The organism is Embleya scabrispora DSM 41855, from assembly GCF_000372745.1.
Classification (GTDB): Bacteria; Actinomycetota; Actinomycetes; order Streptomycetales; family Streptomycetaceae; genus Embleya; species Embleya scabrispora.
Genome location: NZ_KB889690.1, coordinates 12,585 through 31,208, shown reverse-complemented (window position 1 = coordinate 31,208; position 18,624 = coordinate 12,585). Strand labels below are relative to the sequence as shown.

The window sequence follows — 18,624 nt, the reverse complement described above, 5'->3', positions numbered from 1 at the left end:
CCGGGCATCCCTGCTCGGGGCCTTCGTGCCCGGGGCTTTCGCGTTCGCGGGCCGGCCGACGGTCGTGGGGCCGTCGCGGGTCAGGACCAGAGCGCCACGAAGTAGCCGACGCCGTAGGGCGCCTCGGCGTAGAGCAGCCGGCCGCGTCGACCGGGGCCCGCCGCGCCGGCCAGCACCTGGAGGGCGGGCCGGCCGGCCACCCACAGTTCCTCCGCGAGCGCGGGCTCCAGCGCCGCGAGCGCGTCCGAGTCGGCGTCCGCGAGCGCCGCGCCCAGTGCGCGGTCGTAGGGCTCGGCGCGCGCGTCGAGGTAGCCGGGGGCCTTCTCGGTCCGGCACGCGGATCCGTCCCCGACCACCACGAGCGCGACCCGATCGGGGCCGGCGACCAGTTCGGCGCCCCGGGCGGCACAACGCGCGGGGTCGGCGTCCGAGGCGATCACCGCTGCGGTCACCGGGCTCGGCGCGGTCCCCGCGGCGATCCGCTCGGCGGCCCACGGCGAGCGGCCGAGCAGCCAGGCGCCGACGGTCAACGCGGGCGAGAGCGGCTGCGCGGCGCCGGCCCCGAGGACGACCTCCAGGTCGAGTCCGTACGGCGCGAACGAGCCGGTCCCCCCGGCCTCCAGCGTCGCGTCCGCATCGCCCGCGCCCAGCACGACCAACCGGTCCGGGGCCGTCTCGGCCAGCCCGGCCAGCGCCCGATCACACGCCGCGCGCAGCGCGTCCAACTCCGCTACGGCCCCGCGGGCCAGCTCGGGCACGATCATCGGGGGGCACGGGACTACCGCGGCGGCTACGAGCATTCAGGGAGAGTACTAAGTGGCCGCCGCGACGCCTCCCGGGTCGCGTGATGGGATGGATCACATGCGAGAACTGATGTTGGTGCGACACGGCGAGACCGAATGGAGCAGGTCCGGGCGGCACACGGGGCTGACCGACATCCCGCTGACCCCCGAGGGGAAGGCCCAGGCCAAGGCGGTGGCCGACCTGCTGGCCGGGCACGAGTTCGGGCTCGCCCTGATCAGCCCGCTGACCAGGGCCCGACACACCGCGGAGCTGGCCGGGATCACCGGCGGACGGCTCGAACCGGATCTGGTCGAGTGGGACTACGGCGGCTACGAGGGCATCACCACGAGCGAGATCCGCGAGAGCGTCCCGGGCTGGTTCCTGTGGCGGGACGGGGTGATCCCGGGCGACGCCGCGCATCCCGGCGAGTCGATCGCCGATGTGGGCCGCCGGGTGGACCGGGTGCTCGATCGGGTACGGCCGGTGCTGGAGCGCGGCGAGGACGCGGTGCTCGTCGCCCACGGCCACCTGCTCCGGGTGTTGACCGCCCGCTGGCTGGGCCTGCCGCCCGAGGACGGCCGGCTGTTCCGGCTGGAGACCGCCCGGCTGTCCACCCTCGGCTACGAGCGCGAACAGCCGGTCATGCTCGGCTGGAACGTGACCTGAGCGGTGCTCAGTCGCAGCACTCGACCCCGGTCGACGCGGCCGGGGTCGCCGGCGCGCCGATCCGCGGCATGCCGAGCAGCACGCCCGGCTTGGCCGCGGGGGCCGCGTTGCGGCGCTCCCACGCGTCGCCCGCGCGGGTGCGCCGGATCGCCAGGGTCGGCTTCTCCGCGAGCAGGTGGTGCGGTGCGGCGTAGGTGATCTCGACCGAGACCACGTCGCCGGGCCGCACGCCCTCGGCGGGGCGTTCGAAGTGCACGAGGCGGTTGTCCGGGGCTCGCCCGGACAACCGCGCGGTGTCGTGGTCCTTGCGCCCCTCGCCCTCGGCGACCAGCACCTCCAGGGTGCGGCCGACCCGGGTGCGGTTCTCCGCCCAGGAGATCTCCTCCTGGAGCGCGAGCAGCCGCTGGTAGCGCTCGGTCACGACCTCCTTGGGCACCTGGCCGTCCATCGTGGCCGCCGGGGTGCCCGGGCGCTTGGAGTACTGGAACGTGAACGCGGCGGCGAACCGGGCCTCGCGCACCGTGTGCAGGGTCTGTTCGAAGTCCTCGTCGGTCTCCCCGGGGAAGCCCACGATGATGTCGGTGGAGATCGCCGCGTCCGGCATCGCCGCCCGCACCCGCTCGATGATCCCGAGGTATCTGTCCTGCCGGTAGGAGCGGCGCATCGCGCGCAACATCGTGTCCGAGCCGGACTGCAGCGGCATGTGCAACTGGTGCATCACGTTCGGCGTCTCGGCCATCGCCGCGATCACGTCGTCGGTGAAGTCGCGCGGGTGCGGCGAGGTGAAGCGCACCCGCTCCAGGCCCTCGACGCGTCCGCACGAGCGGAGCAGCTTGGAGAAGGCTTCGCGATCGCCCATGTCCGAGCCGTACGCGTTCACGTTCTGGCCGAGCAGGGTGACCTCGATCACGCCCTCGCCGACCAGGGTCTCGATCTCGGCGAGCACGTCGCCGGGTCGGCGGTCCTTCTCCTTGCCGCGCAGCGCGGGCACGATGCAGAACGTGCAGGTGTTGTTGCAGCCCACCGAGATGGCCACCCACGCCGCGTACGCCGACTCGCGCCGGGTGGGCAGCGTGGAGGGGAAGACGTCGAGCGACTCCAGGATCTCGACCTGGGCCTCCTGCTCGATCCGGGCCCGCTCCAGGAGCACCGGCAGCGAGCCCACGTTGTGGGTGCCGAAGACCACGTCCACCCACGGCGCCTTGCGCACGATGGTGTCCCGGTCCTTTTGCGCGAGGCAGCCGCCGACCGCGATCTGCATGCCGGGGCGTTCGGCCTTCGCGGGCGCCAGGTGGCCCAGGTTCCCGTACAGCTTGTTGTCCGCGTTCTCGCGGACGGCGCACGTGTTGAAGACGACCACGTCGGCCGACTCCCCCTTGGGCGCGCGGACGTATCCCGCGTCCTCCAGCAGACCGGACAGTCGCTCGGAGTCGTGGACGTTCATCTGGCACCCGTAGGTGCGGACCTCATAGCTTCGCGCAGTCATAACACCCGACAGGGTACGGGGTTTGCTTGCCGGGGCGCGTGGCCGACCTCCATGGCAATATCGCCGCCGTGCCCTCCTTGTCGTTCCTCCCCGTTTCCCTGCGCGACGCCTGTGCGCGTCGACCCCGCCTGGTCAGGGCCGGACTGGTCACGCTCGTGCTGTTGTGCCTGGTCGGCGGGTACGTGGTGTTCTCCCGGGACGACCGGCCGACCCCGGGTGGGCCGGTCTCGTTGGCCACCGGGGTGCCGACCGGGGTGTACCACCGCTACGGCGAACTGTTGCGGCCGCGGCTGTCCGCGGACCTGGACGTCAAGGTCACGGTGAACTCCAGCGGTGGGTCGGTGGAGAACCTGCGCCGGGTGATCGAGGGCGTCGACACCTTCGGCATCGCCACCGCCGACGCGGTGGCCGATCTGGGGCCGGGCGATCGCGAGCGACTGCGGGCGGTCGCCCGGTTGTACGACGACTACGTGCAACTGGTCGTGCCGGTCGGTTCCCCGGTGCAGAAGATCGCCGACCTGCGCGGGCGCCGGGTGGTGGTGGGGCTGCCCGGATCGGGCGTGGAGTTGATCACCCGCCGGCTGCTGAGCGAGGTGGGCATGGGCGACATGGATCGGGCCATCACCCCCGTGCGGATCGGCATCGGGGAGGCCACCCAGCGACTGCGCGACGGCACCGTGGACGCGTTCTTCTGGTCCGGCGGGTTGCCCACCGGGGCGGTCTCCGACCTGGCCGAGCACTGGTCGGTGCGTCTGGTCCAACTCGGCGACCTCGCGGGCAAACTGCGCGATCGCTACGGGCCGGTGTACCGCGAGGCGGTGGTGCCCGCGGACGCCTATCCCGGCGGTACCGAGACGCCCACCATCGCGGTGCCGAATCTGCTGGTCACCCGGGCCTCGCAGGATCCGGTGTTGATCAGGCGGGTGACCGAGACGGTGATGGAGAACCGGGAGGCGATCGGACGCGAGGTGCACGCGGCCCAGTTGGTCGATCCCAGGACGGCGATCTTCACCGATCCGCTGCCACTGCACACCGGCGCTCAGCGGTGGTACCGATCGGTGAAACCCTGATCGGACAGATCGTGATGCCCAGGGCGTCGCGCGAAGCGGCTCCGATGGCACATGCTGGGTTCGTGTCATGGTGTTCGGGACCGACATCTACGCTCTGAGCTTGTGGGCCAGACCGTGCGCGGTCCCCGAACCGACGCTGTGAGCCGACCGGGGGGAAGGCCGCACACTTGGTCAGGGAGGCCCGCTTGCTCGGGAGGAGGGTGCGACCGCGGTGTCCGAGGGGGAGATCGGCCGAATACTGAACAATCGTTACCGCCTCAGCCGCAGTCTCGGCCGAGGCGGTATGGGCGAGGTCTGGCTGGCCGTGGACACCGCCCTCGGCCGCGAGGTCGCGGTCAAGGAGTTGCTGCTCCCCAAGTCCCTGGACGCGGGCTCGCAGCGGTCCTGGCTGGAGCGCAGCAAGCGCGAGGCGATCGCCGCGGCCCGCATCCGCCACGAGAACGTGGTGACGGTGCACGACGTCTTCGAAGAGGACGGTTTGCCGTGGATCGTCATGGAATTGGTGATCTCGCGCTCGCTGGCCGACGTGATCCGCGCGGAGGGTCGACTCGACCACGCCGAGGCGGCCCGGATCGGCCTGGACGTGCTGCGGGCGCTGCGCGCCGCGCATGCCAAGGGCGTGCTGCACCGTGACGTGAAGCCGGCGAACGTGCTCCTGGGCACGGACGGCCGGGTGGTGCTCACCGACTTCGGCATCGCCACCTTCGCCGATGCGCCCCAGGTGACCCAGTTCGGCGAACTGCTCGGCACCCCGGGCTATCTCGCTCCCGAGCGCGCGGAACAGTTCTCCCGCGGTCGGGCCGGCGTGCTCACCGACAACGGATCGAGCGAGCACACGCTCGCCGACGTGCCGGGCGCGTTGGATCCGGCCTCGGACCTGTGGTCGCTGGGCGCGACGCTGTACGAGATGGTCGAGGGTCTCGCGCCGTTTCGTCGCTCCTCCCCCGTGGAGGTCGTGGACGCGGTGGTGAACGCGCCGCCCGCGCCGCCGCGGCACGCGGGTCCGCTGGAGCCGGTGATCATGGGCCTGTTGCGCAAGGATCCGCTCCGGCGGCTGGACGCCAAGGAGACCGACGCGCTGCTCACCCGAGTGGTGCAGGACTCGGTGCCGGTGACCTGGGGCGGCGACCCGCTGCCCCGGCGCGAGCGCGACGAGCCGGACGAGGACGTCGAGGCCACCTACGCGGGCGAAGGCCCGCCGCAGGAGCCGATATCGCGGCCCGCGGCCCGCGCCCGGTGGTGGCGGCGCACCCGGATCGCGCTGCCCGCCGCGTTGGCGTTCCTGTTGGTCGCGGTGGGCGCGTCCTGGCTCGCGGTGGAGAACAACCGGGCCGAGGGCGGCACGCACGCCCCCGACCCGCTCGCCAACCTGCGCAAGAACTCGCCGACCTACCGGGAGATGGTGGCCCGGGGCCGGATCATCATCGGGGTCAAACCGGACCAACCCGGGTGGAGCGTGCGCACCGGCGATCAGGCGTATCAGGGCTTCGACGACGATGTCGCGCGGATGATCGCGGACGATCTCGGGTTCAAGGACCGGATCACCTTCATGGACGTGGAGACGCAGAACCGCGAGTACCGGATCACCAGCGGTCAGGTCGACCTGGTCGTGGCCAGCTACACGATCAACGCCGCCCGGTCGCAGAAGGTCTCCTTCGCCGGGCCGTACTTCATCGCCGGCCAGGACTTCCTGGTCCGCTCGGACGAGCCGGACGTCAACGGTCCCGAGGACCTCGCCGACAGCGCGGTGTGCGTGGTGCGCGAGTCGACGTCGGCGACCCGCATCCGCACCGAGTTCCCGACCATGAAGGTCCAGGAACGCGGCAAGTACTCCGAGTGCGTGGACGAGTTGTTGGCCAAGAAGGTGCGCGGGGTCAGCACCGACGACGCGATCCTGTCCGGCTTCGTCGCCCAGTATCCGGGCACGCTGCGGATCCTGGGCCGGCCGTTCTCGGACGAGCCGTACGGCGTGGGCCTGAGCAAGGGCGATGTCGCCCTCGCGGACGCGGTGTGCGGGGCACTGAACCGGCACATCGCCAACGGTGATTGGCAGCGCGCCTACGACGTGCGGCTGCGCCCGCTGGGCCTGCCCCAGCCGCGCGCGCCGCAGTGCCGGGTGGCCGAATAGCGACGACCGCCGTTTCGATCCGGCCGGTTCAGTCGGCCCTGGGCACGGTCAGTGTGACGGTCAGCCCGCCGCCCTCGCGCGCGGCGAAGTCGATCGTGCCGCCGCTCGCGGCGAGCAGGGTGCGGGCGATCGACAGGCCCAGGCCCGAGCCGTCCACGTTCTGATGCCGCGGGCTGCGCCAGAACCGGTCGCCCACGCGTCGCATCTCCTCGAAGGTCAGCCCCGGGCCGCGGTCGCTGACCCGGATCTCCACCTCGCTGCCCACCGCCGAGCACGCCACGGTGATCGTGGTGTCCTCGGGGGCGAACTTGAGCGCGTTGTCCAGGATCGCGTCGAGCGCGCTGCCCAGGGTGACCGGATCCACGTTGCCGGTCAGCGCGAGCGGGCCCTCCTGCTCGAACCGGCGACCGCGGCTGCGGGCCAACGTCTGCCACGCGTCCACTCGTTCGTGCACCAGGGCCGCCACGTCCACGGCCCGCGCGGACGGGCGGGCATTCTCGGCCAGCGCCAACTCGAGGAGTTCGTCCAGGACATGGGTGAGCCGCCGGCCCTCCTCGCGCACCCCCTCCAGCGTCTCGCCGTGGCCCGGCGGCAGCGACAGGCCCAGCTCCTCGATCCGCAGCAGCAGCGCGGACAGCGGGTTGCGCAGTTGGTGCGAGGCGTCTGCGGCGAACGCCCGCTGCTGGTCCACGACGGTCTCCACGTGATCCGCCATCTCGTTGAACGACCTTGCCAGTCGCCGCAGTTCCGGCGGCCCCTGGGCGCCGGCCACCCGTGCGCCGAGCCGGCCGGTGGCGATCTCGTGGGTCACCGAGTCGAGCACCCGGACCGGACGCAGCACCCAGCCGGTGAGCCGGGTCGCGAGCAGCAGCGCGGCGAGCACCGCGACCACTTCGCCGGCGACCAGAATCAGCCACACCTGTTGGATCTTCGAACGCATCCGGCCGGTCGGCGAGTCGGTCAGCACGACCGCGACCACGTCGCCGCGGTGGATCACCGGGACCGCCACCACGATGCGGTCGCGCTGCCAGGGCCACACCTGCCCGGGGTCGTCGCTGCGCCGCCCGGCGAGCGCCTCGGTGAACGCCGGCGAGCGCGGATCGACCCGAAATCCCGGGTGGGACACGGCGATCGCCTGGCCGCGCCGATCGAAGGCGCCGACCCGGATGCCGTAGACGGCCTCGTAGCGCTCCAGTTCCGAGCGCAACATGTCCAGGTCGGCGGCGTCGGGGCCGGGTGGCTGCCCGCCGTCGGTCTGCGCGCGCAGGGTGTCCGAGACCACGGTCAACTGGGTGTCCGAAACGAAGCGGGTGAGATCGTCCACGCGGTCCCGGATCAGCTCCTGCTGGTGGGCGGACGCGCGGGAGATCGCCAACGGGATGCCGAGCGCGATCAGCACCGCGGTCATCAGGGCGAGAAGCAAGGCGAGCAGGCGGGTACGCACAGGAACCGGTGACGATCCGTCGGGAAGCCGGTGGGATCAGGCCTCGGGAACGACACGGTAGCCCACGCCGCGTACCGTCTCGACGATCGCCGGATTGCCGAGCTTGGAGCGCAGCGACGCGACATGCACCTCCAGGGTGCGGTTGTTGCCCGCCCAGCTGGTGTGCCAGACCTCGCTGATGATCTGTTCGCGCCGAAACACCACGCCCGGGCGCTGCGCCAGCAGGGCGAGCAGATCGAATTCCTTGCGGGTGAGCACCACGTCGACACCGCCGACGCTCACCCGCCGGGTCGCCGGGTCCAGCACGATGCCACCGGGCCCCTTGGCGGCCGGCGCACTCTCCGCGAGCGGCGCGTCACTGCGCGTGCGTCTGCTCACCGCGTGTATGCGGGCCAGCAGTTCGCCGATGTCGTAGGGCTTGGTGACGTAGTCGTCGGCACCCAGGTTCAGCCCGTGTATGCGCGATCGGATGTCCGCGCGCGCGGTGACCATGATCACCGGGACGTCGCACAACCGCCGAATCCGACTGCACACCTCGAAGCCGTCGTGGTCGGGCAGCGACAGGTCGAGCAGCACCACGTCGGGCACGTCGTCGAGCGCGGCGAGGGCCTCCTCGCCGGTGGTGGCGTGCCGCACGGTGAAGCCGTGCCGGCCCAGCACCGCGCGTAGCGGTGCGGCGACTCGCAGATCATCCTCGACGAGCAGGAGGCGCACGTGGTTCCTCACATCTGACGGTCCGTTACCGACTCTTGACCTCAAGACAAGCTCAAGTGCACTGACTGGGGGGGTGCTGCCTGCCCTAGTGTCACGCACCACCCGGCCACGCCGGGAGACTCTCGAACCCACCTGCCACCCGGTCGCGCAAAAAGATACGGGACGACTCTGGACGGAGCCCGCCATCGTGACGACGGATGCCTCTGACACCGCACCGAAGCCGCCGGTGCTCACCAAGCGCGACATCGGCAAGGACGCGCACTCCGGCGAGCCCCTCGTCGTGTTGGAGAACGTCAACAAGCACTTCGGCGCCCTGCACGTGTTGCAGGACATCGACCTGACGATCCACAGGGGCGAGGTCGTCGTCGTCATCGGTCCCTCCGGATCGGGAAAGTCGACGCTGTGCCGCACGATCAACCGGTTGGAGGCGATCGACGGCGGCCGCATCACCATCGATGGGAACCTCCTCCCGCAGGAGGGTCGTGAACTCGCCCGCCTGCGCTCGGACGTCGGCATGGTGTTCCAGTCGTTCAACCTGTTCGCGCACAAGACCGTGCTCCAGAACGTGACGCTGGGCCCGCTCAAGGTCCGTCGCGAGAAGGCCGACGTGGTCACCCGCCGGGCGCACGAACTGCTGGACCGGGTCGGCGTGGGCAGCCAGGCGGACAAGTACCCGGCCCAACTCTCCGGTGGCCAGCAGCAACGCGTCGCGATCGCCCGGGCACTGGCCATGGAGCCCAAGGTGATGCTCTTCGACGAGCCCACCTCCGCGCTCGACCCGGAGATGATCAACGAGGTCCTGGAGGTCATGCGCGACCTGGCCCGCGAGGGCATGACGATGGTCGTGGTGACCCACGAGATGGGCTTCGCGCGCTCCGCCGCGAACCGGGTGATCTTCATGGCCGACGGCCGCATCGTCGAGGAGAACACGCCCGACGAATTCTTCAGCAACCCGCGCAGCGACCGTGCTCGGGACTTCCTCTCCAAGATCCTGCACCACTGAGCCGCATCGGGCGCCCCCAGTGCGCCCGATGGCGCAACTCACGCTTCGCACCCTGCAGTTCGTCTGTCGTCAGGCCGCTCTCCCTTTCACTCAAGGACGTTGATCATGAAGATGCGCTCATCCGTGGCCGTCGCCGGCATCGCCGTGCTCGCCCTGTTCGGTACCGCGTGCGGCAAGGACGGTTCGCCGGAGGCCAAGACGCCGGGCGGTACCACCGGTGGTTCGCAGGGCGCGCCCGGCGCGCCCGGTGCCGGCAAGCCCGAGCTGCCGAGCTACACGCCCAAGGCGGACGCCGCGCTCACCGGCTCGAAGACCTTCGACAACGCCAAGCGGCGCGGCAAGCTGATCGTCGGCGCCAAGGAGGACCAGCCCTTCCTCGGCTCCAAGGACCCGGCCACCGGCAAGTACTCCGGCTTCGACATCGAGGTCGCCAAGATGATCGCGGCCGACCTCGGCTTCGGCCCGGACAAGATCGAGTTCAAGGCCATCGCGTCGACCAACCGGGAGAACGCGCTGGTCAACGGTGACATCGACTACTACGTCGGCACCTACAGCATCACCGACAAGCGCAAGGAGCAGGTGTCCTTCGCGGGTCCGTACTACATCGCCGGCCAGTCCCTGCTGGTGCGCAAGAACGAGAGCGCGATCACCGGCAAGGACACCATCAAGGGCAAGACGGTGTGCTCCGCCAAGGGCTCCACCCCGCTGCAGAACCTGCAGTCCAAGTTCCCCGACACCACCACCCGGGTGTTCGACACCTACTCGCTGTGTGTCGAGAACCTGCTCTCCAACCAGGTCGACGCGGTCTCCACCGACGACGCGATCCTCAAGGGTTACGCGGCCAAGGACCCGGGCGCGCTCAAGGTGGTCGGCGAGCCGTTCACCGTGGAGAACTACGGCGTCGGCCTGAACAAGGACGACGCGGTGTTCCGCAACGCGGTCAGCGACGCCCTCGAGGCGCACGAGAAGAACGGCGACTGGAAGAAGGCGTACGACGCCACGCTCGGCCTGTCCGGCTCGGCCGCCCCGGCCATCCCGGCGCTCGTCCGCTACTGACGCGCCACGTCGCACCCGTCGCACGTCGCGCGTCGGCCGGTCCCGGCTCCCCCGGGACCGGCCGGCGCGCGGCCCCTCCCGTCCCCGCCGCACGTGAGCAGGGGAACGGTTCGTCAACCCACCCCTGAACCCACGATCACGGAGAGGAGGGCTCGATCACGATGCTCGAAGTGATCCAGGACAACTGGGATCTCTTGCAGGACGGCTTCGTCGGGACGCTCAAGCTGACCGTCGTCTGTGGGATCGCGTCGCTTCTGCTCGGCACGCTGATAGCCGCGTGTCGGGTCTCGCCGGTGCCGCCCCTGCGCTGGTTCGGCGCCGCGTACGTCAATCTCTTCCGCAACACCCCCCTGACGCTGATCTTCTTCGCCGTCGCGCTCGGTTTCCCCAAGCTGCGGTTCAACTTCTCCTTCTTCCAGTTCGCGGTCATCGCGCTGAGCACGTACACCGCCGCCTTCATCTGCGAGGCGATCCGCTCGGGCATCAACACCGTCCCGATCGGCCAGGCCGAGGCCGCCCGCAGCCTGGGCATGTCCTTCACCCAGACACTGAGCCAGATCGTGCTGCCACAGGCCGGTCGGGCGGCGGTCCCGCCGATCGGCAGCCTGCTGATCGCGATGGTCCGCAACTCGGCCATCGCCAGCGCCTTCAACACCACCGAACTCATGGGCACCAGCTCGACGATGATCGAGAACGGCTACAAATCCCTGTGGGTCCTGGTGTGGATCGCGATCGGCTACCTGATCATCACCCTGACCATGAGCGCGCTTCTCGCCGCGCTGGAGAAGAAGCTGGCGGTGGTCCGATGAGCCGCGAAGCGAGCGTGCTGTTCGACGTGCCGGGCCCGAAGGCACGTCGGCGCAACCTGATCATCGGCGTGGTCGGCACCCTGGCCCTGGCCGCCTTCCTGGTCTTCGTGATCATGCGGTTCGAGGACACCGGCCAGTTCGAGTCGGCCAAGTGGGACCCGTTCCAGTACACGGGGGTCCAGCAGTTCATCTTCGACGGCCTCAAGGCCACCTTGAAGGCGTTCGCGCTCGCCGCGGTGTTCTCGATCGTGCTCGGCGCCTTCCTGGCCGCCGGCCGGCTCTCCGATCACAAGATCGTGCGCTGGGCCTCGACCACGTTCGTGACCTTCTTCCGCGCGATGCCGCTGCTGGTGCTGATCTTCATGCTCTACCTCGTCCCGGGCAGCCAGGGCTGGTGGAAGTGGGATCCGATGTGGCCGCTGGTGGTCGGCCTGACCATCTACAACGGCACCGTGCAGGCGGAGAACATCCGCGCGGGCATCCTCGCCGTGCCGAAGGGGCAGAGCGAGGCGGCCTACGCGCTGGGCATGCGCAAGACCCAGGTGATGACGATGATCCTGGTCCCGCAGGGCATCCGCACCATGCTCCCGACGATCATCAGCCAGGTTGTGGTGACCCTCAAGGACACCTCGCTCGGCTTCCTGATCACCTACCCGGAGTTGCTCGCGGCGGCCAAGCTGATCGGTGGCTACCAGGACTACCACATGCCGTTCATCCCGGTCACGATCATCGTCGGCACGATCTACGTCGCGATGTGCATGATCCTGTCGGCGTTCGCCACCTGGCTGGAGCGCAGGCTGCGCACCTCGCGCAAGGGCAAGCCGATCGCCGTCCAGCCGCCGCGGCCGGCGGCGCTGTCCCTGGACGGCGCCGGCGTCTGACCCCGCCGGCCCGGCGCCCCACCCGCACCACCGACGACCGACGCCCCGCGGTGAACACCACCCGCGGGGCGTCGCTTTGTCGTGGCGGGGTCCCGGTGCCGGATGATGGGCGACGAGTACGACACGTCTTGCAACACTTGGGGGGCCACGATGGCGGGCAATGCTCCGCGCGCGGACTCGGTGATCATCGCGGGCGCCGGGCCCGCCGGCCTGGCCGCCGCCCTGGCCCTGGCCGGGCGCGGGGTGCGCTCGGTCGTGGTGGACTCGGGCAACGGCACGCCGCGGGCCGGCTCGCGCGCGTGTGCGCTGGACGGCGCGACGCTGGCCTTCGTCTACGACCTGACCGGCACCCGCCTGGACGGCGCCGCCGAGCCGTGGGGCGTGCAGCGGATCCGCCGGCGCACCCGCGACGTACCGCAGCCGGTCGACGAGCCCGAGGCCCCGGTCCGCTATGGGCTCTCCCAACAGCGCCTGGAACGCGCCCTGTTGGACGCCGCACACGCCAGCCCGCTGGTGACCACCGCGTGGCGGCACCGGATCGAGGGGGTCGAACAGGACGAGACCTCGGTCACGTTGCTCGCCCGCGGCCCCGGGGGCCCGGTCAAATGGCGCGCGCAGTGGCTGCTCGGCTGCGACGGAGCCCGCTCGGTGGTCCGGCGCGCGGTGGGCGTGCGCTTTCCCGGCCGGCCGCGGGTGGACCGGCTGTTGTGCGCGGACGTGAAGGTACGGCTGCCGCGCCGGCTCACCGCGACGTCGCTGGTGCCGCCGGATCCCTCGCTCGCCGACGAGCCCCCGACCCCCGACACCGGCGGGCCGGCCACCCCGTGGCTGTTCGTGGACCCGCCGTTCCACAAGGGCGGCACCGTGCTCGCCCAGCCGCTGCCGGACGACGTGTGGCGACTGACCTGGCAGCTCCCGATGGCGCACGGAGTGGCCAAGGCCGCCGAGGAGACCCGGGTGATCCCGGTGACCGGCGACCTGGCCGACCCCAAGCGGGTCTCCGCCCGGGTGCGTTCGGTGCTGCGCACCCTGGACGCGCTCTCCCCCGACTCGGACGCCGCCGGGGATCCCGCGCACGATTTGTTGTGGAGCGGCGAGTACGAGGTGCATCAGCGACTCGCCCGCCGCTTCCGGGTCGGCCGGGTGCTGCTCGCCGGGGATGCCGCGCACCTGGTCCACCCGTCCGCCGCGGACTCGGTCGAGCTCGGTCTCCAGGACGTTCGCAACCTGGCCTGGAAACTGGCCTTCACCCTGCGCGGCTACGCCCCGATCCGGCTCCTGGAGACCTACCACGGCGAGCGCCGGGGGGCCGCCCGGCGCCGATTGGCGCTGGGCGAGGACGCGTTGCACTTCCTGGCGCCGGTGAGCCCGGCGCAGAAGGTGGGCCGCCGGCTGACCCTGATGGGCGCGCGCGGCAAGGGCACCACACTGCGCCGGCTCGACCCGCGCGGACCGGCCGCGAGCACCTCGGGCCCCGACTACAACGGCTCGCCGCTGCTAACCCCCGGCCCCGGGGTCGGCGAGTGGATCCGGGACGTCCCGGTGGTCCGTGCGGACGGCGCCGACGGGTGGCTGACCGAGTGCCTGGACCGGGGGTTGGTGGTGCTGCTGATCGCCCCCGGCATAGAGGTGTGGCACGGCGACCGCTGGCGGGAGGCGGGCCTGATGCCACGGCTGCGCGCACGCTTGGACAAGCTCGCCGCGCCCGCCGAGTTGGTGGTCACCCCCGAGTACCCGGGCACCGGCGCGCACACGATCCTGCTGATCCGCCCGGACGGCTACATAGCGGCGCACCTGCCCCCCGAGCACCTGGACATCCTCGAGGAGGCCATCGACCGCGCCCGCGGAGCGGGCCACTGACCCGGCGGCCGACGCCGCCTCGTCCTCGAACGCCGGTCCGAATTTCGGCCGACCGGCGTTCGAGGACGGCGAACGTCAGATCCCGTAGTGCCAGGTGGTCAACATGTACGCGCCGTACCACATGCCGAACAGGCACATCCCGCTCAGCACGAGCACCGCCGTACGCGTGCGCACCCGCGCCAGGACCGTCGCCAGGGGGACGAAGAACAGCAGCGTGGGGATCATCAGCCGCAGCTTCGAGTGGTAATAGTTGCTCTGGCACAGCGTCATCACCAGGATCGACAGGCCGTACACCGCCAGCGGCGGCCAGATCCGTCGGTTCAGCGCGACCAGCGAGCCGATCACCGCCGCGATGATCAACACCGCCGTGCTGACCGCTATCCACTGGTCGCCGTTGCGCAGCGTGTCGGTCAGGAAGTGCCGGACCGCCTCGCCGTTGTCCCACTTGGTACCCCAGCCGGCGTCCTGGATGGTGAACCAGGCGTCGATCTCGCCGAGCCGGGCGCCCACCCACAGCAGATACAGCGGCATACCCAGGCACGCGATCACACACGCCGCGATCGGGCGGTACACGAGCCGCCGGTGCTGCCACATCTCCAGCAGCGCGGCCACTCCCAGCGCGGCGATCGCGGCGATGCCGGCCGGCCGGGTGACGCTGGTCAAACACGCGAGCAGGCCCGCGGTCAACCAGGCCCGCCGGTGCGCGGCGAGCAACGTGCCCACCGCCAGCGCCAGGAACAGCGTCTCGCTGTAGGCCATCGAGAAGACCACGCCCATCGGCTGCGCGCCGCCCACGAGCACGGTCATCACCAGCGCCGCGCGGCGGTCGTACAGACGCTTCATGAACACGTACAGCACACACAGCGCGACGGCGGTGGCCAGGTGTCCGGCGATCAGGCCGGCCGTCTCGTAGTCGGCGCCGGTGAGGTAGTGCACGATCCGGACCAGGCCCGGATACAGCGGGAAGAACGCCAGCGTATTGCCGGTGAGGTCACCCTCGGGGGTGTAGGTGAAGCTGTCCGGATAGCCGTGCGCGGCGACGTCCACGTACCAGTGCGCGTCCCACTGCAGCAGCCGGTCCCGCAGACTCGGCCCACCCGGCGGGATCATCCACGAGAGCACCAGCAACTGGACCAGGGCGGTACCCGCGTACACCGCCAACGGCGGCCACAGCAGCCGAAAGCCGCGCTCCGCGAACGACAGGGCCCCCGACGAGTCCTCGTCGGGGGCACCTGGGCCCGGGGCGGACGTCGGCGCGCCCGGTATCCGGGGCTCGTCGATGACGGTCAACGCGTACTCCTTGGTGGGTTCCGTTTATTCAACGCCGGGGACAACTGACACGGTTGACGCCCTTCGCGCGGTTTCTGTGTGGCCTATGTCACGCGTCCGAAGTCTGACGCTCTGTCAACTCCGGGCGCGAAGTTCTACTGTGCTGCTTCGTAATCCGTTCGGAGGAGTCGCATGCCCGTCGCACCGCAGATCCAGCCGATCCTCGACGCTGTCGCCGCCGCGCCGCCCCTTTTGGCCGACCTGCCCTTGGCGGAGCGCCGTGCCGCGTCCAATAAAGCTCTCGAGTCGTCCATCCTCGCGTTCGCCGAGCCCGCACCGGAAGGTGTGACGACGCGGGATGTGAACATCACGGTGAAGGAGCCGGAGCCGGGCCGGATCACCGCTCGTGTGTACACGCCGGCCGGACCCGCCCCCAGGGGCGGTCGCCCAGGCTACGTGTACCTGCACGACGGTGCGTGGTGGCTCGGCGCGGTGGACCGTTTCGACGGTCACTGCGCGCACATCGCCGCCGAGAGCGGCGCCGTGGTGATCTCGGTCGAGTATCGCCTGGCGCCCGAGTTCAAGTTCCCGTGGCCCCTGGAGGACGCGTACGCCGCGTGGATCTGGGTGCAGGAGCGCGCCTTCCAACTCGGCGTGAACGCGGACAAGGTGGCCATCGGCGGCGCGGGCGCGGGCGGCAACCTGGCCGCGGCCTGCTCGATCATGCTGCGCGACCGCCGCCAGCCGACCCCGCTCGCCCAGGTGCTGGACGGCCCGATCCTGGACCTGACCCTCTCCCAGGCGTCCGTGGCGGAGAACGGCGAGGGCTACCTGCTCACCCGCGAGGCGCTGGAGGAAGCCGTCCGGCTGTACCTGACCAGCCCGCGCAGCGAGCGCACCGATCCGCTCGCGTCGCCGCTGCACGCCGAGGACCTCGCCGGGCTGCCCGCGGCGCTGGTGCTCACCGGCGAGTACGACCCACTGCGCGACGAGGGCGAGGCGTACGCGAAGCAGTTGGAGGCGGCCGGCGTCCCGGTCGAGGCCAAGCGCTGGGATGGCTTCGTACACGGCGCGGGCGAACTCACCGCGCTGCTGCCGCAGGCCCGCGAGTATCGCTCGACCATGGCGCAGTTCCTCAAGCGCACGCTGGGCTGAGCGGGGCGCGGGGCCGCCTCACTCCGTCCCGCGTCGCCTCGGACATGCGGCGGCCGTCCCGTCGGGCTTGCGCTCGGCGGGACGGCCACAGGTCCACGGCCTTCGGGCGACAGCAGAAACATCCGGCGCGCGGACACTCCAAGTGTGGCGTGCGTGATCGGATCCGGCCACCCCTGCGTCGGATTTTGATCATGAACTTTGGTGTTTTTGATCAGCGGGGTGCACCTACTCGTGCCCGGCCGGACTTTCCTGCGCGTCCAGCGCCTCTTGCACGGTGTCGTGCACGGCCACCATCAGGGTGAAGCCGGTCAGCCGCAGCACCCGCGCCACCGCCCGGGTCGGCGCGATCAGCTGCAGGGAGCCGCCGGCCTCGCGGGCCCGCCGCTCGGCCCGGACCAGAATCCGCAGGCCGAAGGAGTCGATGAAGGCGACCGAGGACAGGTCGAGCAGCAGCCGGTTCAGGCCGGCCGAGACCTGCCGGCTCAGCGCGTCGTCCAGGATCGGACCGCTGTCCATGTCGATCTCGCCGTGCACGGTCACCAACGTATGACCGGCTCCGGCTGCCGATACCTGCACCAAGAGGGGACCGCTCTCGTCGTTCACGGGCGCATGCCTACCCTTCGTTTCCGCGAGCACACCTCACGTGTCCCGCCCGGATCATCAACGCGACTCGGGCGCTTGCGTCACCGGTGTCGCGGCGGGCGGACCACCCGCCGCACCTCGCGGCCGGCGGCACCCGGGGCGGGGGCGGAGCCGGCTCGCGCTCCGGTTCGCGAGTCGGCTCAAGTCTCCGGGTCGGTTCCCGCTCCGTTTCGGCTCTCGTCCCGGCTCTCGGCTCAGCACTCGATGATGTTGACCGCGAGGCCGCCCCGGGCGGTCTCCTTGTACTTGGTCTTCATGTCGGCGCCGGTCTCCTTCATGGTCTTGATGACCTTGTCCAGCGAGACGTGGTGCCGGCCGTCGCCGCGCAGAGCCATCCGGGCGGCGGTGACCGCCTTGACGCCGGCCATGCCGTTGCGCTCGATGCACGGGATCTGCACGAGGCCGCCGACCGGGTCGCAGGTGAGTCCGAGGTTGTGCTCCATCCCGATCTCGGCGGCGTTCTCCACCTGCTCCGGGGTGCCGCCCAGGACCTCCGCCAGGCCGCCGGCGGCCATCGCGCAGGCCGAACCCACCTCACCCTGGCAACCGACCTCTGCGCCCGAGATCGACGCGTTCTCCTTGAACAGCATGCCGATCGCGCCCGCGGCGAGCAGGAAGCGCACGATGCCGTCCTCGTCCGCGCCCGGGACGGTGGCCACGTAGTGGTGCAGGACGGCCGGGATGATCCCGGCGGCGCCGTTGGTGGGCGCGGTGACCACCCGACCGCCGGCGGCGTTCTCCTCGTTGACCGCCATCGCCCACAGGGTGACCCACTCCATCGCGTGCGTGGGCCGATCACCCTCGGCGCGCAGCGTGCGGGCGGTCCGCGACGCGCGGCGGCGCACCTTGAGCCCACCGGGCAGGATGCCCTCGGTGGCCAGGCCGCGCTCCACGCACGCGCGCATCACGTGCCAGATCTCCAGCAACTCGGCGCGGATCTCCGGCTCGGTGCGCCACGCCTTCTCGTTCTCCAGCATCAGTGCGGACACCGAGAGTCCGGTCTCCCGGGTCAACCGCAACAACTCGTCGCCGGTGCGGAACGGGTGTCGCAGCACGGTGTCGTCGGGCTTGACCCGATCCGCCCCCATCGCGTCCTCGTCCACCACGAAGCCGCCGCCGACCGAGTAGTACGTCTTGGTGAGCAGTTCGGTGCCGTCCGCGTCGCGCGCCCACGCGGTCATCCCGTTGGCGTGGTACGGCAGCGCCTTGCGTCGATGCAGCACCAGGTCACGGTCGCCGTCGAAGGCGATGTCGTGCACGCCGAGCAGTCGCAACATCCCCGACTCGCGGATGCGCGCCAGCTCCGGCTCGACCTCCTCGGGGTCGACGGTGCGCGGTGAGTAGCCCTCCAGGCCGAGCAGCACCGCGCGCGGGGTGCCGTGGCCGTGACCGGTCGCGCCGAGGGAGCCGTACAGCTCGACCCGGACGGAGGCGACCCGGTCCAGGACACCCTCGCTCTTGAGTCGCTGCGCGAACATCCGCGCGGCGCGCATGGGACCCACCGTGTGGGAGCTCGACGGGCCGATCCCGATCGAGAACATGTCGAACACACTGATCGCCAAGGCGGATGGCCCTTCAAGCGGACGGCAGGGACGTATGCGCGCCGAGGGACGCGCTTGTGGCGGTCCGACGGCTCGGACAACGGTCCCAGGCTAGGT

Annotated in this window: 16 protein-coding genes; 9 read left to right on the top strand and 7 right to left on the bottom strand. The window is 70.9% G+C overall.

Going from position 1 to position 18,624, the window contains the following annotated elements; genetic code table 11:
• Positions 1 to 80 precede the first annotated feature (80 nt).
• Positions 81 to 800, bottom strand: coding sequence for a class III extradiol ring-cleavage dioxygenase family protein (locus A3IC_RS0134990; protein WP_026219099.1), 720 nt, complete (start codon positions 798 to 800; stop codon positions 81 to 83).
• Positions 801 to 861: 61 nt separating this feature from the next.
• Here A3IC_RS0134990 and A3IC_RS0134985 point away from each other — a divergent pair, with 61 nt between their 5' ends.
• Complete coding sequence (locus tag A3IC_RS0134985; protein WP_026219098.1) at positions 862 to 1,449, top strand: histidine phosphatase family protein; 588 nt, start codon at positions 862 to 864, stop codon at positions 1,447 to 1,449.
• A gap of 7 nt (positions 1,450 to 1,456) precedes the next feature.
• Here the strand turns inward: A3IC_RS0134985 and miaB are convergent, their stop codons facing one another.
• Entirely contained in the window at positions 1,457 to 2,935 is a 1,479-nt protein-coding gene (miaB, locus tag A3IC_RS0134980) for a tRNA (N6-isopentenyl adenosine(37)-C2)-methylthiotransferase MiaB (RefSeq protein ID WP_026219097.1), read from the bottom strand.
• A gap of 68 nt (positions 2,936 to 3,003) precedes the next feature.
• Here miaB and A3IC_RS0134975 point away from each other — a divergent pair, with 68 nt between their 5' ends.
• Positions 3,004 to 4,005 (top strand): TAXI family TRAP transporter solute-binding subunit, encoded by a 1,002-nt coding sequence (locus tag A3IC_RS0134975; RefSeq protein ID WP_079026878.1) that lies wholly within the window; start codon positions 3,004 to 3,006, stop codon positions 4,003 to 4,005.
• A gap of 211 nt (positions 4,006 to 4,216) precedes the next feature.
• Complete coding sequence (locus A3IC_RS58290; protein WP_158696213.1) at positions 4,217 to 6,133, top strand: bifunctional serine/threonine-protein kinase/glutamate ABC transporter substrate-binding protein; 1,917 nt, start codon at positions 4,217 to 4,219, stop codon at positions 6,131 to 6,133.
• Between the two features lie 28 nt (positions 6,134 to 6,161).
• Here the strand turns inward: A3IC_RS58290 and A3IC_RS0134965 are convergent, their stop codons facing one another.
• On the bottom strand, positions 6,162 to 7,577 hold the full coding sequence (locus A3IC_RS0134965; RefSeq protein ID WP_020554735.1) for a sensor histidine kinase: 1,416 nt from the start codon (positions 7,575 to 7,577) through the stop codon (positions 6,162 to 6,164).
• Between the two features lie 36 nt (positions 7,578 to 7,613).
• Complete coding sequence (locus A3IC_RS0134960) at positions 7,614 to 8,291, bottom strand: response regulator transcription factor (RefSeq protein ID WP_020554734.1); 678 nt, start codon at positions 8,289 to 8,291, stop codon at positions 7,614 to 7,616.
• A 244-nt stretch (positions 8,292 to 8,535) separates the two neighbouring features.
• Between A3IC_RS0134960 and A3IC_RS0134955 the strand changes: the two genes are divergently transcribed.
• The 5 genes from A3IC_RS0134955 (at position 8,536) to A3IC_RS0134935 (ending at position 13,900) form a co-directional block, all read left to right on the top strand.
• Positions 8,536 to 9,294 carry an amino acid ABC transporter ATP-binding protein gene (locus tag A3IC_RS0134955; protein ID WP_026219095.1) on the top strand — a complete coding sequence of 253 codons (759 nt, stop codon included), beginning with the start codon at positions 8,536 to 8,538 and terminating at the stop codon, positions 9,292 to 9,294.
• Between the two features lie 105 nt (positions 9,295 to 9,399).
• Positions 9,400 to 10,350, top strand: coding sequence for a glutamate ABC transporter substrate-binding protein (locus A3IC_RS0134950; RefSeq protein ID WP_020554732.1), 951 nt, complete (start codon positions 9,400 to 9,402; stop codon positions 10,348 to 10,350).
• Between the two features lie 161 nt (positions 10,351 to 10,511).
• Complete coding sequence (locus A3IC_RS0134945) at positions 10,512 to 11,159, top strand: amino acid ABC transporter permease (protein WP_020554731.1); 648 nt, start codon at positions 10,512 to 10,514, stop codon at positions 11,157 to 11,159.
• Positions 11,156 to 12,040, top strand: a complete 885-nt coding sequence (locus A3IC_RS0134940; protein WP_040877662.1) for an amino acid ABC transporter permease — start codon at positions 11,156 to 11,158, stop codon at positions 12,038 to 12,040. The genes A3IC_RS0134945 and A3IC_RS0134940 overlap by 4 nt, the downstream gene beginning before the upstream one ends.
• 150 nt (positions 12,041 to 12,190) lie before the next feature.
• Complete coding sequence (locus tag A3IC_RS0134935; RefSeq protein ID WP_020554729.1) at positions 12,191 to 13,900, top strand: FAD-dependent monooxygenase; 1,710 nt, start codon at positions 12,191 to 12,193, stop codon at positions 13,898 to 13,900.
• 75 nt (positions 13,901 to 13,975) lie between these two features.
• Here the strand turns inward: A3IC_RS0134935 and A3IC_RS0134930 are convergent, their stop codons facing one another.
• Positions 13,976 to 15,190, bottom strand: a complete 1,215-nt coding sequence (locus A3IC_RS0134930) for a glycosyltransferase family protein (RefSeq protein WP_020554728.1) — start codon at positions 15,188 to 15,190, stop codon at positions 13,976 to 13,978.
• Between the two features lie 171 nt (positions 15,191 to 15,361).
• On the opposite strand from A3IC_RS0134930, the gene A3IC_RS0134925 reads away from it, so the two are divergent.
• Positions 15,362 to 16,324: an alpha/beta hydrolase gene (locus A3IC_RS0134925; protein WP_020554727.1), complete on the top strand. Its 963-nt coding sequence runs from the start codon at positions 15,362 to 15,364 to the stop codon at positions 16,322 to 16,324.
• 225 nt (positions 16,325 to 16,549) lie between these two features.
• On the opposite strand, the gene A3IC_RS0134920 is transcribed toward A3IC_RS0134925, so the two are convergent.
• Both A3IC_RS0134920 and A3IC_RS0134915 read right to left on the bottom strand, forming a co-directional pair.
• The gene (locus A3IC_RS0134920; RefSeq protein WP_020554726.1) at positions 16,550 to 16,927 is read right to left on the bottom strand and encodes an STAS domain-containing protein; all 378 of its coding nucleotides are present in this window, start codon (positions 16,925 to 16,927) and stop codon (positions 16,550 to 16,552) included.
• Between the two features lie 233 nt (positions 16,928 to 17,160).
• Positions 17,161 to 18,528, bottom strand: coding sequence for an L-serine ammonia-lyase (locus A3IC_RS0134915; RefSeq protein WP_020554725.1), 1,368 nt, complete (start codon positions 18,526 to 18,528; stop codon positions 17,161 to 17,163).
• Positions 18,529 to 18,624: the final 96 nt, after the last annotated feature.